9 protein-coding genes and 2 pseudogenes are annotated in these 13413 nt (G+C 68.4%); 3 read left to right on the top strand and 8 right to left on the bottom strand.

Annotated elements, in window-relative coordinates:
* Window positions 1-7: 7 nt before the first annotated feature.
* Window positions 8-1657, top strand: coding sequence for an amidase family protein (locus J0J01_RS10125; RefSeq protein WP_296380169.1), 1650 nt, complete (start codon window positions 8-10; stop codon window positions 1655-1657).
* A gap of 253 nt (window positions 1658-1910) precedes the next feature.
* Window positions 1911-2756 (top strand): LLM class F420-dependent oxidoreductase, encoded by an 846-nt coding sequence (locus J0J01_RS10120; RefSeq protein ID WP_296380168.1) that lies wholly within the window; start codon window positions 1911-1913, stop codon window positions 2754-2756.
* Between the two features lie 14 nt (window positions 2757-2770).
* Here J0J01_RS10120 and J0J01_RS10115 read toward each other — a convergent pair whose 3' ends face one another.
* From J0J01_RS10115 to J0J01_RS10100, 4 genes are all read right to left on the bottom strand, one after another.
* The gene (locus J0J01_RS10115) at window positions 2771-3001 is read right to left on the bottom strand and encodes a hypothetical protein (RefSeq protein ID WP_296380165.1); all 231 of its coding nucleotides are present in this window, start codon (window positions 2999-3001) and stop codon (window positions 2771-2773) included.
* Between the two features lie 21 nt (window positions 3002-3022).
* Window positions 3023-4618, bottom strand: a complete 1596-nt coding sequence (locus J0J01_RS10110; protein WP_296380217.1) for a gamma-glutamyltransferase family protein — start codon at window positions 4616-4618, stop codon at window positions 3023-3025.
* Window positions 4619-4791: 173 nt separating this feature from the next.
* Window positions 4792-5778, bottom strand: coding sequence for a divergent polysaccharide deacetylase family protein (locus J0J01_RS10105; protein WP_296380162.1), 987 nt, complete (start codon window positions 5776-5778; stop codon window positions 4792-4794).
* A 96-nt stretch (window positions 5779-5874) separates the two neighbouring features.
* Window positions 5875-8565, bottom strand: coding sequence for a bifunctional acetate--CoA ligase family protein/GNAT family N-acetyltransferase (locus tag J0J01_RS10100; protein ID WP_296380159.1), 2691 nt, complete (start codon window positions 8563-8565; stop codon window positions 5875-5877).
* Window positions 8566-8600: 35 nt separating this feature from the next.
* On the opposite strand from J0J01_RS10100, the gene J0J01_RS10095 reads away from it, so the two are divergent.
* On the top strand, window positions 8601-10112 hold the full coding sequence (locus J0J01_RS10095) for a carboxypeptidase (RefSeq protein ID WP_296380157.1): 1512 nt from the start codon (window positions 8601-8603) through the stop codon (window positions 10110-10112).
* A gap of 235 nt (window positions 10113-10347) precedes the next feature.
* On the opposite strand, the pseudogene J0J01_RS10090 reads toward J0J01_RS10095, so the two are convergent.
* The 4 genes and pseudogenes from J0J01_RS10090 to J0J01_RS10075 all read right to left on the bottom strand — a co-directional run.
* Window positions 10348-10710 (bottom strand): annotated as a pseudogene (locus tag J0J01_RS10090) (IS5 family transposase); the annotation flags it as partial.
* A 286-nt stretch (window positions 10711-10996) separates the two neighbouring features.
* On the bottom strand, window positions 10997-11974 hold the full coding sequence (gene argC / locus J0J01_RS10085) for an N-acetyl-gamma-glutamyl-phosphate reductase (RefSeq protein ID WP_296380155.1): 978 nt from the start codon (window positions 11972-11974) through the stop codon (window positions 10997-10999).
* Between the two features lie 132 nt (window positions 11975-12106).
* A pseudogene (locus J0J01_RS10080) lies at window positions 12107-12374 on the bottom strand (transposase); the annotation flags it as partial.
* A gap of 149 nt (window positions 12375-12523) precedes the next feature.
* Entirely contained in the window at window positions 12524-13408 is an 885-nt protein-coding gene (locus J0J01_RS10075) for an EamA family transporter (RefSeq protein WP_296380153.1), read from the bottom strand.
* Window positions 13409-13413 lie beyond the last annotated feature (5 nt).

Genomic DNA, 13413 nt, shown 5'->3' with positions numbered 1-13413 from the left:
TTGATCCATGAACCTGACCCGCCGCGACATCGCCCTGCTCCCGCTGGTGCTGGGCGTCGCTGCGGGACGGGCGGAGGCTGAGATGACCGTTCCCGTCGACAATGCCTCGCTGACCGAGGTTCTTGACGCCCTGGGCAAGGGCGCGACCACCGCGAGCGCCCTCACCCGCGCCTATCTCGAGCGCATCGAGAAGGTCGATCGCGGCGGCCCCGGCCTCAACTCGGTGCGCGAGGTCAATCCCGAGGCTCACGCGATCGCCGGCCGCCTCGACGAGGTGAAGCCGTCGGCCAAGCAGCCGCTCGCCGGCGTGCCGATCCTGGTGAAGGACAACATCGCCACCGGCGACAAGCAGCACACGACGGCGGGCTCGCTGGCGCTCGAAGCGGCGCGCGCCAAGGCCGACGCGACGGTGGTCAAGCAGTTGCGCACGGCCGGCGCGGTGATCCTCGGCAAGGCGAACCTGACCGAGTTCGCCAACATCATCGCGGTCGATATGCCGTCGGGCTACAGCTCGCTCGGCGGCCAGGTGAAGAACCCTTATTCGCCGACGCTGCTCGACGATCGCGGCATCCCGGTCGTGCAGCCCGGCGGCTCGAGCGCGGGCTCGGCCGTCGCGGTCGCGGCCGGCCTGTGCGCGGCGGCGATCGGCACCGAGACGTCGGGCTCGCTGCTCAGCCCCGCCAACCAGAACGGCCTGGTCACGGTGAAGCCGACGGTCGGGCTGATCAGCCGCGCCGGCATCCTGCCGATCTCGCACAGCCAGGACACCGCAGGGCCCCTCACCCGCACGGTGCGCGATTCGGCGATCCTGCTGAACGTGCTGGCCCAGCGCGATCCGCAGGATCCGGCGACGCAGCACCTGCAGCGGCCGACCGACTATACCGCCGGCCTCGACAAGGATGCGCTGAAGGGCGCGCGCCTCGGCGTGCCGAGCGATGCAGACGATCCGTTGAACGACACCTACTACGGCAAGCTGTCCCCGCTCGCGAAGGCGGTGATGGCCGAGGCCCTCACGGCGCTGCAGGACGCGGGCGCCATCCTCGTGCGCGCCAGCATGCCGACCGCGGGCTGGATCGGCGGGCCGGGCACCACCATGGGCGTGCTCAACCGCAATCCGCTCAGCCGCAACAAGGGCAACCCCGCCAACCCGCCGATCGTCTTCCTCTACGAGCTGAAGCACGACCTCAATCTCTATCTGCGCGACTGGGCGACCGGCACGACGATCAAGACGATGGCCGACATCATCGCCTTCAATGAGGCCCATGCCGACAAGGCGCTGCGCTTCGGTCAGGACCTGTTCCTCGCCGCCCAGGCGACCAAAGGCGACCTCTCGGAGCTCGAATACAAGTCGGCCCGCGCGATGGACCTGCTCGCCGCCAAGGAGCGCGGGATGGACGCCTACATGACCCGGCACAAGCTCGACGCGGTCGTGTTCCCCGGCACCGCCGGCGCCTCGATCGCGGCCAAGGCCGGCTATCCCAGCGTGATGGTGCCGGGCGGCTTCATCTCGGGCGTCGAGGGCAAGGACACGCCCGACTATCCGCTCGGCGTCACCTTCGCCGGCCGCGCCTGGAGCGAGCACACGCTGCTGCGGCTCGCCTACGCCTTCGAGCAGGCCACCGACGCGCGTAAGCCGCCCGGCCTGGCCGCGCCCTAGCGCCGACGCGAGTCCCACCCGTCTCAAGGGCCTGTGGGACGGCCTCGATGCCGATGGCATCGGCATCGAAGGCCTGCGAGTCAACACCGTCATGCGCAGCACCCTGCACCATCGCGCGACGGACACCTATTATGGGCAATGGACGCGAAATTCGGCCGCGTTTTATGCGGGTCGACTCGCGGTCCATTGGCCATAATGCGAGTTTGCCGGAAGGCCTTATCCACAGGCTTTCGACGTCATGCAGGAGGACGCCATGCAGTTCGGCATCACCATGTTCCCGACCGACTACGCCATCCCGCCGCACGAGCTGGCGATGGAGACGGAGGCGCGCGGCTTCGAATCGGTGTGGTTCCCCGAGCACAGCCACATCCCGACCAGCCGCAGGTCACCGTGGCCGGGCGGCCCCGAGCTGCCCAAGTGGTACTACGACACCTACGATCCGTTCGTGGCGATGGGTGCCGCCGCGGTGGCCACCAAGACGATCAAGCTCGGCACCGGCGTCTGCCTGGTGGTGCAGCGCGATCCGATCCACACCGCCAAGGAAGTCTCGACCGTCGACCGCCTCAGCAACGGCCGCGTGCTGTTCGGCATCGGCGGCGGCTGGAACGCCGAGGAGATGGCCGACCACGGCACCGACTTCAAGACGCGCTTCAAGCTGATGCGCGAGCGCATCGAGGCGATGAAGGAGATCTGGGCGCGCTCCAAGCCCAAGTACTCGGGCGACATGGTGAAGTTCGACGAGATGATGATGTGGCCCAAGCCGGTGCAGAAGCCGCATCCGCCGATCATCGTCGGCGGCGGCTTCCCGCACGGCGCCAAGCGCGCCGTGGCCTACGCCGACGGCTGGATGCCGATCGGCGGCCGCGGCGGCGACACGCTCGGCATGATAAAGCCGTTCCACGAGATGCTGAAGCAGGCCGGCCGCAAGCCCGAGGACGTGCCGGTCACGCTGTTCGGCATCCGCCCCAACGTCGACGAGATCAAGCGGGCGCAAGAGGCCGGCGTCGCCCGCATCGTGTTCGGCGTGCCCCCGGAGGCGAAGGACAAGGTCCTGCCGGTGCTCGACGCCGGCGCGGCAGCGATGCGCGCAGCGGCCTGACCTCGGGTCGTCAGCTACTCGCAGGCGAACACCACTGCGCCTTCGGTACCGGAGGTCGGCTGCACGATCTGAGTGATGCGCGCGGCCTTGTTCACTTTCTTGCAGTGTGCGTCGGCGGCCTTGAAGGCGCTTTCGGGGCTCTGGCCCGACCAGGGCATGACACCGCCCAATTCGTTGCCGGTCGGCTTCGAACCGCCGCATCCGGCCGCAGCCAGCAGCAGGAGAAGAGTCATGAGTTTGCGCATCGTCGCCTCCCTCGCAAAAACCTAGACTGCGATAACCACGCCGTCGTGGCCGGGGTCGGCGCCGCCGTCCAAGCCGTCCTCGTGGATGCGGATGGCATGGACGGCGGCGAAGCCGAAGCCGTAGGGGCTGCGCACAACCGGGTAGCCTTGCGCCTTCAGCTCGCGCTCGACGCGGCCCTGGATCCGGTTGGAGATGTCGATGGTGTCGGAGGTCGCCGAGAAGCGCGGCGCGCTCACCGCCTCGACCATGGTCATGTCGAAGTCGAGGGCGTTCAGGATCGCGTGCAGCACGCCCATGGCGATCTGCGTCGCGCCCGGCGCGCCGATGATCAGGTGTGGCTTGCCGTCCTTAAAGATGATGCTGGGCACGACCGAGCTGAAGCGCGCCTTGCCCGGCGCGATCGAGCCGGCGCGGCCGGGCCGCGGGTCGAACACGCCCATGCAGCCATTGTACATGAAGCCCAGGCCCGGCGTGATCACGCCCGACGGCATGCCCAGCGAATGGGTCATGGTGAAGCAGTTGCCGTCCTTGTCGAGCACGGAGATGTGCGTGGTGTCCTTGGAGACTGCGCCCGAGTTGAACCGCGGCACCGTGGCCTTGACGCCGCGCATGATCTCGCCGGCCATCGTCCTGGCGTAGGCCTTCGAGGTCAGCTCCTCGACCGGCACGGTGACGAACTTGGGATCGCCGACCTTGGCGTCCTTGTCGATGGTGGCGCGCTTCATCGCCTCCGCCACGATGCGCAGGTGCTCGGTCGAGCCGTGCTCGAGCGCGCCGATGTCGAAATTCTCCAGGATGTTCAGCATCTCGAGCAGCATCACGCCGCCGCCCGGCGGCTGGTTGGTCGAGACGCGATAGCCGCGATAGTCGCCCCACAGCGGCGGATTACGCGTCGTCTTCCAGGTCTCGAGGTCCTCGATCGACAGCAGCGCGTCGTTCTTCTTCATGTCCTCGTCGATCGCCCTGGCGATCTCGCCGGAATAGAAGACGTCGGCGCCGCCCTTGGCGATCGCGCGCAGGACCTGCCCGTAGTCGCGGTTGACGACCCGATCGCCGACCTTCTTCGGCATGCCGTCGGGCCGGCAGTAGAGCGCGCGGGCGGGCGGCGTGAAGCCGGTGCGCTCGTAGTTCGGCGCGCGGCCGAAATTGCCTTCGTCGGCCCACCAGAAATGGACGTGCGGTCGCACCGCCCAGCCGGTCTCGGCCCAATGGATCGCGGCCTCGACGATGCGCGACCACGGCAGGCTGCCGTGCTCCTGATGCGCCTCGTAGTACATCTTGAGGTTGGCCGGCGCGCAGATCGACTTGTAGCCGATGTCGTTGACCCGGCCCTTGAGGATGAAGCCGTAGCCGTCGCGCGCCTCGCTCTCGATCAGGTTGGCCCACATGTCGGGCCGCGCGGCGAGCGGCGCCGGCGCATGGGCATCGATGTAGCCGTGGAACTTCTTGCCCGGCATGTAGATGCCGCACGAGCCGAAGCCCGCGATGCCGCACATCTGCGGATCGACCACGCCCTGGACCAGCGCGCAGGCGATGCCCGCATCCACCGCATTGCCGCCCTCGCGCAGGATGTCGGCGCCGGCCTCGGTCGGCTCCGGCTGCGGCGCCACGATCATCGATGACTTCTTGTACCGCACGAACGCTTCCTCGTGTTTTCCCTCCCCCGTCATACGGGGGAGGTGGCCCGAAGGGCCGGAGGGGGAAAGCCACACGACGTTTGTGCGGCCTTCCCCCTCCGTCGCGGATTACCGCGCCACCTCCCCCGTCTGACGGGGGAGGATGTTCTGACTCAATCCCAGCCGTTGCGCTTGCGCAACACCGCCGACAGCGGCGCCAGCGCAAAGCCCTTGCTCGCGACGCCGGGCAGCCATTCGGCCAGTGCCTGGATCGTCGCCTCGTGCGGATGGCCGATCGCCACCGCGAACCCCTGCCGCCGCGCCACCGCCTCGGTCTCGGCGAGCTTGCGGCGCACCGCGTCGACCGTCTCCTCGTCGTCGAGGAAGACGTTGCGCGCCACGCTCGGCACGCCGAGCTCCTGCGCGACCTGGTCGGCGACCGTCGACGGCGTGGTGCGCGAATCGAGGAACAGCAGCCCGCGCGCCTTGAACTGGCGCAGCACCGTCTCCATGCCGGGCCGGTAGGCGGTGAAGCGGCTGCCCATGTGGTTGTTGACGCCGACATAACCGTCGAAGCTGTCGAGCGCGACCGTGACGCGATGCTTGAGCTCGTTGTCATTCAGCGACACCAGCAGCGCATTCGGCCCGGGATCGGCATGGCCGCCCGGCTCCATCGGCAGGTGCAGCATCAACTCCTGCCCGCGTGCGCGCGCGGCCTTGGCCTGCTCGCGCAGATCCTTCGCGTAAGGCAGGAACGACATGGTGAGCGGCCCCGGCAGCTCCCAGGCACGCTTCGAATGCGGCCGGTCGAGGCCGACATCGTCGATCACGATCGCAATCAGCGGCTTGCTCGCGAGATCGCGGAACGGCACCGCGTTGCGCCGCCACGTCTGCTGCTGCTCGCTGCTCGCAGCAGCCGCGACTTGCGGTTCGGGTTTGGGCCGCGGCTTCTCCTCGATCGTCGCGACCTTCTGGCCGGGCTCGAGTTCGGTGTATTGCGGCAGGCCCGGGATGTCCTCGATGCGCGCGTAGATCGGTTTCTTCGGTTTGGGCTCGAGCTTCTGTGCGAGCCAATAGCCGCCGACGATCGCACCGACGAACAGAAAGGCGAATCCGCCGACGATCGCCTGCCGTCGATGCGAGTCGAACCAGGAGCGCAACGCAACCAGCGCCGCCGGACTCCTTCTGTTCGCCTTCCCCCTTCTGTTCTTCTTCGACGGCATCTCAACCGCAGAGTCTAATGGGTTGGAGCGCCATCACAATTCCGCCATCTGCTTGACCATGGTCAGGTCGCTGCCGCCGGACCGTCCGGCCTGCGGCGCGAAGCCCAGCCGCTTGCTGAGGTCGATCATGCGCCGGTTCTCGCGCAGGATGTGCCCGACCACGCGCTTGATGCCGCGCGCCCTGGCGTAGGAGAGCACGTGGCGCAGCAGCAATTCGCCATAGCCGCGGCGCTGACGATCGGACGCGACGATCAACGCGAACTCCGCCTGCTCGAAGCCGGGCTCGGCGGCGAGTCGCCCGACGCCGAGCAGCTCCTCGCCGTCCTTGGAACCGTCGAGCAGCAGGAACGCCATCTCGCGGTCGTAGTCGATCTGGGTCAGCCGCGCCGCCATCTCGTGCGTGAGCTCGCGCAACGGCCCGAAGAAGCGCAGGCGGATGTCCTCGGCGCTCATGTGGCGGACGAAGCGCTGCAGCAGCGCCTCGTCGTCGGGCCGGATCGGCCGCACGCGCAGGCGCTCGCCGCGATGCTCGATGCAGCGTTCGAGCTCGATCGGATAGGGCCGGATGGCGAAGCGCGCCGCGCGCTCGTCGCCGTGCGCCCGCTGGCGAACGACGATCCGCGCATCGAGCGCAATCACACCCTCGGCGTCGACCAAAAGCGGGTTGATGTCGAGCTCGGCGATCTCGCCCACGTCGGCGATCAACTGCGACAGCCGGATCATCGCCTCGCCCACCGCGCCGCGCGCCGCCGGCGCACGGTCGCGATAGCCGCGCAGCAGCCGATCGACCCGCGTGCGGCTCAGCGCGTCCTCGGCCAGCACCGGATCGAGCGGCGGCAGCGCCAGCGCCTTGTCGTCGATCACCTCGGCGGCGACGCCGCCATGGCCGACCATCAGGATCGGCCCGAACACCGGATCCTCGACTGCGCCCAGGATCAGCTCGACCGCGTCCGGCCGCTTGATCATCGGCTGCACCACGAAGCCGTCGATGCGCGCGCCGGGCGCGGCGGTGCAGATCTTGTCATGCATCAGATTGACGGCGTCGCGCACCGCCTGCTCGGTGCGCAGCTCGAGGGCCACGCCGCCGACATCGGTCTTATGGACGATGTCGCGCGACAGTACCTTCACCGCGACAGGGAAACCGATGCGCGTCGCCGCATGCGCCGCCTCGGCGGCGTCGAGCACGACTTCGGTCGGCACCACCGGAATGCCGTACGCCGCGAGCACGCGCTTGGACTCGGGCTCGGTGAGCACGCTGCGCCGGTCGGCGAGCGCGCCCTTGACGATGGCCCGCACTAGCTCGGCATCGGACCGCGCCTCCGGGATCGACGGCGGCGTGCGATGCAGCGCGCGCTGGCCGCGGCGATAGGCGACGATGTGGGTGAAGCCGCGCACCGCGCGCAGCGGCGTGTCGTAGGCGGGAATGCCGGCATCGTGCAGCACCTTGCGGCCGGCCTCGGCGTCGGGCCCGCCCATCCAGCAGCCGATCACCGGCACGACCTTGCGGCCGGCGGCGCCGGCGATCGCGCGCGCCGCCTCGACCGGCGAGGTCAGCGCCGTCGGCACGTTGACCGCCAGCACCGCCCCGACGGCGCGATCGTCGGCCAGGATGTCGAGCGCCGCAGCGTAGCGCGCGCCGTCGGCATCGCCGACAATGTCGACCGGATTGGCGCGCGACCAGGCGCGTGGCATCACCTTGTCGAGCTGGCCGATGGTCCGCGCATGCAGCGCCGCCAGCTCGCCGCCCTCGTCCATCAGCAGGTCGGTGGTGACCACGCCGGCGCCGCCGCCGTTGGTCAGGACGGCCAGCCGCTCGGTGCGCGGCACCAGACCGTGGCCCAGCGTCTCGGCAGCGTCGAACAGCTCGCCCAGTCCCTTCACCGAGACCAGGCCGGCGCGCGCGAACGCCGCTTCGTAGACGGCGGCCGAGCCCGCCATCGCGCCGGTGTGCGAGGCCGCGGCCTGCGCCGCCGCGGCATGGCGACCGGCCTTGAGCACGATCACCGGCTTGATGCGCGCCAGGCTGCGCGCCGCCGACATGAACTTGCGCGCCTGGGTGACGCCCTCGACATACATCAGCACGGCGCGCGTCTCGTAGTCCGCCGCCAGCATGTCGAGCATGTCGCCGAAATCGACGTCGGCCATGTCGCCCATCGACATCAGATGGGAGAAGCCGATGCCCTGGGCGCTGCCCCAGTCGGCGAGCGCCGCCAGCACCGCGCCCGACTGCGCGATCGCCGCCAGCCGGCCCGCCTTGACGTTGGCCGGCCCGAAGCTCGCATTGAGCCCGAGCCGCGGCGCCACGTAGCCGATGCAGTTCGGCCCGACCAGCCGCATCAGGTGGGGCCGGGCGGCGCGCAGCAGCTTCTGCCGCCAGCGCGCATTGTCCTCGCGCGCATCGGGTCCGGCACCGGGGCCGGCGCTGATGATCACTGCCGCCCGCGTGCCCTTGGCGCCGAGTTCCCTGAGCAGGCCGGGCACGGTAGGCGCCGGCGTCATGACGATCGCGAGATCGGGCGGCGACAGCAGCTCCGACAGCGAGCGCCACACCGGCCGGCCGGCGATCTCGCCGCCCTTGCGGTTGACCAGATGGATCTCGCCCGCAAATCCGCCGGCCAGCAGATTGCGCGTGACGGCTGCGCCGACCGAGCCGGGCCGTTCGCTGGCGCCGATCGCGACCACCGATTGGGGCGCCATCAACTTGTCGAGATTGCGTGTGGACATGGTTAAGGACCATCGCCAACTATTGCGCCACCTGCATGACAGCGAACCTCGTGCCAGACAAGCCGAACGCGCCGCGACCGTTGACGCGCCGCGCCGCGCTCGGGCTGCTGGCCGCTGCGGCCGTTCCCGCCGCGCCGATTTCCACAGCCTGGGGCGCAGTGCCGGATTCGGCACCTGACGCCGTCACGCATCATCAATTCAAGATCGGCGATCGCGACGTCGACTTCACCGTGACGGCGGCGACCCTGCCGCTGAACGACGACAAGGGCGAGCGCCGCGCCGGCATCTTCCACGTCGCCTACACGGGCGACGGCGCCGATCCCGATCGCCGGCCGATCAGCTTCGTGTTCAACGGCGGCCCGGGCGCGAGCTCGGCCTATCTGCATCTCGGCGCGCTCGGCCCGCGCATCGTGCCGTTCGGCGCCGAAGGACAGATGCCGGAGCCTGCCGCCAAGCTGGTCGACAATCCCGATCACTGGCTCGACCTCACCGACCTGGTGTTCGTCGATCCGGTCGGCACCGGCTACAGCCGGCCGGTCGGCGAGGGCAAGCGCTATTGGGGCGTCAGCGAAGACCTCGAATCGCTCGCGAGCTTCATCGACCGCTATCTCACCCTGAACAACCGGCGCGCCTCGCCGAAATACCTGGTCGGCGAAAGCTACGGCGGATTCCGCGGCGCGCGCCTGCCCGACGTGCTGGCCGAGAACCACAGCGTCGGCATCGCCGGCGTGTTCCTGGTGTCGCCGGTGATCGAGTTCAGCCTGATCGGCGGCGACGCGTTGGCGCTGCTGCCCGACGTGCTGCGGCTGCCCTCCTACGCCGCCGTGCGGCTCGAGCAGTCGGGCATGCTGAAGCCCGCGGCGCTGGCCGAGGTCGAGAAGTTCGCGCTCGGCCCCTATCTCACGGCGCTCGCCGCCACGCCGCGCGACGAGGCCGCCCTGCGCGCGGTCTACCCCGAGGTGGCGCGCTTCACCGGCGTGCCCGAGGCGGTGATCGCGCAGTACGAGGGCCGCGTGCCGCTCAACCTGTTCGTCAAGGAAGCGCGGCGGTCCGACAAGCTCCTGATCAGCCGCTACGACGGCTCGGCGACCGCGCCCGATCCCTACCCCGAGTCCAACCGCACGCGCGGCGATGCCTTCTACGACGGCCTGCGCTCGGTGCTGGCCAACGCCATGACCGACTATCTCGGCCAGTCGCTCGGCGTGCAGACCGACCTGCCCTACCGCCTGCTCAACAACCAGGTGGCGCGGCAGTGGAACTGGCGCAGCGGCATGGGCGGCCGCGAGGGCTACGCCGGCGCCGCCGATTCGCTGCGCGAGGTGCTGGCGGCCAACCGCGGCTTCAAGGTCGCGGTCGCGCACGGCATGACCGACCTGGTGACGCCGTACATGACCAGCCGCTACGTGCTCGACCATCTGCCGGCCTCGCTGACCCGCGATCGCGTGAGCCTCAGCCTGCAGCCCGGCGGCCACATGATGTACCTGCGGGCCGCGAGCCGCGCCGGCTTGCACGCCGACGCCGCGCGCCTCTACTCCGCGCCGGAGTAAATCGCGGTTTCCGCCGTTTTCACCGTTTTTCGCCAGACTTTCGCTTTTCAGGATGTCGTCGCTGCTCATGCGTGGACATAAGCACGACTGCAACACCGGACCTATTATGGGCATTGGAAGCCGTAAAAAGCCCCGGTTTCCGCGCCTTGACTCGCGTTCCATTGCCCAGAATGAGGCAGCCGAAACGCACATATCCCCAGGGTGATGTCGATCTAGGCCGTAGACTCATAACACGGAGCCAGAGTCGCATCGAAGCGAGTTGGACCATGGCGAGGAAGTTGGCGGCGAGCTTGTCATAGCGGGTAGCGACACGACGGTAGTGCTTCAACTTGGAAAAGAAGCGCTCGATCAAGTTGCGCTCGCGGTAGAGGCGCTTGCTGAAGCAAGGCTTCTGACGCCGGTTTCTTTTCGGCGGGATGTAGGGCGCGGCACCCTGGCCTTGGATCAGCTTCCGGATGCGATCCGCATCGTAGGCCTTGTCCGCCAGCACGATGGTGCGTGGACCAAGAGGGTCGAGCAGCGTGTCGGCGATCTGCCCGTCATGCGCTTGTCCGGCTGTTAGGCCGAGTCGAATTGGGAGGCCCTTGCGCGTCGACAACGACGCCGATCATCGACGCGGCGCACACGTCGCGGCTTGGCGGGTAAGTGCGGTTTGATTACCCGCCATTCGAAGTCGGTCAGGTTGTATTGGCTCATGTTGGCAGCAAACCAGAATCCGGCGGTGTGTGAAGGCCGACAGTCGGCAAACAACCCGATGCAGGCCATGCCGGCCTGACTCAAAGTCAACCAGCCTCCTCGAAACCCGGGGCGGTACAGTCCGTGAAATGGGGTCAATTTCAACTTCGGACAAGCAAACGGCGGACAACACTGACTCGCAAAAGATCTCATGGCCAAACAGGTGCGCCGTCCAGCCCCGCGGTTTCTGGCAGGCCGCAGATCAGGTTCGCATTCTGCACCGCCTGACCGGCCGCTCCCTTGCCGAGATTGTCGACCACGCCCATCGCGATCACCAAGTTGCGCTCTGGATCGGCCGCATAGCTGACGAACGCAAGGTTCGAGCCGGTAGCCCATTTGGTCTGCGGCGGCTTGTCGGTCACGCGGACGAACGCCCGCCCGGCGTAGAAGCTCCGGGCCGCGTCCAAGCACTGGCCCGTGGTGGCGCGGCCGCGGCAGTAAATGGTGGCGAGTACGCCGCGGGTCATCGGCACCAAGTGTGGCGTGAACACCAGCCCGGCCGCGCTGCCGCCACTCAGCCGCTCGATTGTCTTGGCAATCTCGGGCATGTGGACGTGCTTGAGCAGACCGTAGGGCACCAAGTTCTCGTTGCTCTCGGCGTAGCCGAACTTGCTGTCGGCGCCACCCCGGCCGGCACCGGAGATGCCGGTCTTGACGTCGATCACGATGTTGCCAGGCTCGATCAGCTTGTTGACCAGCAGCGGCGCCAGCGCGTTCAGCGTCGCCGCGGGGTAGCAGCCGGGGTTGGCAACGCGGATCTGACCCTCGATCTGGGCTGGCCAGACGTCGGCCAGGCCGTACGCCCAACCCTCGACGTAGCGGTGGTCGCCGCCGATGTCGACGATCTTCACGTCCTTGGGGACGCGCGCCAGCGCCTCCGCCGAGGCGCCCGTGGGCAGCGACGCGAACAGCACGTCGAGCTTCGGCAGGGTCACAGGGTCCCACTTCTCAATCACCAGCTCGGCCAGCTTGGCCGGCACACCGGGGAAGCGGTCCACCAAACGGCTGCCGGCGCTGCCCTCGCCCGCGGCGTAGATTAGCTCGAAAGACGGGTGGCTCGCGACCAGGCGCATTGCCTCGCCGCCGCCAAAACCGCTGATCCCGACAATGCCGACGCGAATGCTCATGGTGGTGTCCTACTGCTGGAGTGAGCGAACAAGTCTAGCGAACTCGCGCTGCCGGCGCGGCGGCTCAGGCCAATTGCGCAGGTCGTCGGGCGTGTCAATCGACCCGGTCGCGATTCTTGCTGAACGTGCTGGCAGCGGGTTGTAATCCAGTTGCTCCATCAGTTGCCATTCCGAGCGGATCGAGTAGAGAGCTGCCTGCAGCGGCAGCGCCCGCAGCACTTTTCGGGCGCGATGCCCGGGCGGCCGACACGCGCATAAAGCTGGTCGAATTCTAGCGAAAGAGCGTCCAGCGCCTCATCAACCACTGCCCGATCAGCCGCAGCGGATGCCCTGGCGGCACGCGAGCCTCGCAGCTCACATAGCTGAGCAAGCTGCCCGTTTGTTCGTCAGACCCTCGCATTGCCTGCCCGCCCTTGCAGGCTCAGCGAATCACGATCCGACCTCACAAACGAGGGTTTTTTCAGCGGCCCGTTAGGTAAAACCTCATCCCAAAGCCGTCAGTCCGCTTTCCCCGCCCATCCCGGTCACCGCAATTTATGAGTTTACGGCCTAGAAGAGCTTCGGCCCGTTCATCAGCACCAGCCCGCACACGATCACCGCCGCGGCGACCACGCGGCGCCGGCCGAACGGCTCGCTGAGCAGCAGGGTGCCCATCAGCGCGCCGAACAGCACCGAGGTCTCGCGCAGCGCCGCGACATGAGCCATCGGCCCCAGCACCAGGGCATAGATCGCGATGCCGTAGCCGGTGTTGGCGATCACGCCGCCGATCACGCCGCGCCACCAGGTGCGCCGCAGATGCGACCACACGGTCTGCGGCCGCAGGACGATCGCCAGCACCAGCAGCCATGGCCCTTCCAGAACGCACAGCCAGGCGATGTAGGCCAGCCGATGCTGGAAGTCCGGCCCGGCCGACCGCACGCCCATTCCATCGGCGATGATGTAGGCGGCGATGGTGATGCCGGTCAGAACGGCGAACAGCGTCGCCAGGCCGTGGCGCCCGCCCGGCGCAGCGACGACGCCCTTGAGCGGCAAGGCCAGAGCCACGAGCCCGGCGCTCAGCAGCACGACGCCGGCGATGTCCTGGACGCGCAGATGCTCGCCGATCATCTGGCCGGAGACCATCGCCACGAGCAACGGCCCGAGCCCGCGCGCGATCGGATAGGTGTGGCTGAGATCGCCGTAGGAATAGGCCTTCAGCAGGAACGTGTAATAGGCGACGTGGATGATCACCGACGCCGCGAGGTACTTCCACGCCGCGTACTCGACCTTGGGCAGGAACGGCACGGCGATCACGCCCATCAGCGTGCCGGTGGTCATGATCACGCCGAAGGTGGCGAGGCGGTCGGAGCGGTCGGCCTTGAGCAGCGCGTTCCAGGTCGCATGCATCAGCGCCGCTGCCAGCAGCAGCGCTACAACCAGGGGTTCGACGACCATCTCGG

It is taken from the genome of Reyranella sp. (genome assembly GCF_017305915.1).
Classification (GTDB): domain Bacteria; phylum Pseudomonadota; class Alphaproteobacteria; order Reyranellales; family Reyranellaceae; genus Reyranella.
Note: the sequence above shows the minus strand (reverse complement) of the source record. Positions and strands in the feature narration are given on the sequence as shown.

Excerpts from the sequence above, each read along its gene's own strand:
- argC (WP_296380155.1), bottom strand. The coding sequence starts at position 11,974 with ATGAGCATTCGCGTCGGCATTGTCGGGATCAGCGGTTTTGGCGGCGGC.
- J0J01_RS10075 (WP_296380153.1), bottom strand. The coding sequence starts at position 13,408 with ATGGTCGTCGAACCCCTGGTTGTAGCGCTGCTGCTGGCAGCGGCGCTG.
- J0J01_RS10100 (WP_296380159.1), bottom strand. The coding sequence starts at position 8,565 with ATGTCCACACGCAATCTCGACAAGTTGATGGCGCCCCAATCGGTGGTC.
- J0J01_RS10120 (WP_296380168.1), top strand. The coding sequence starts at position 1,911 with ATGCAGTTCGGCATCACCATGTTCCCGACCGACTACGCCATCCCGCCG.
- J0J01_RS10095 (WP_296380157.1), top strand. The coding sequence starts at position 8,601 with ATGACAGCGAACCTCGTGCCAGACAAGCCGAACGCGCCGCGACCGTTG.
- J0J01_RS10125 (WP_296380169.1), top strand. The coding sequence starts at position 8 with ATGAACCTGACCCGCCGCGACATCGCCCTGCTCCCGCTGGTGCTGGGC.
- J0J01_RS10110 (WP_296380217.1), bottom strand. The coding sequence starts at position 4,618 with ATGATCGTGGCGCCGCAGCCGGAGCCGACCGAGGCCGGCGCCGACATC.
- J0J01_RS10115 (WP_296380165.1), bottom strand. The coding sequence starts at position 3,001 with ATGCGCAAACTCATGACTCTTCTCCTGCTGCTGGCTGCGGCCGGATGC.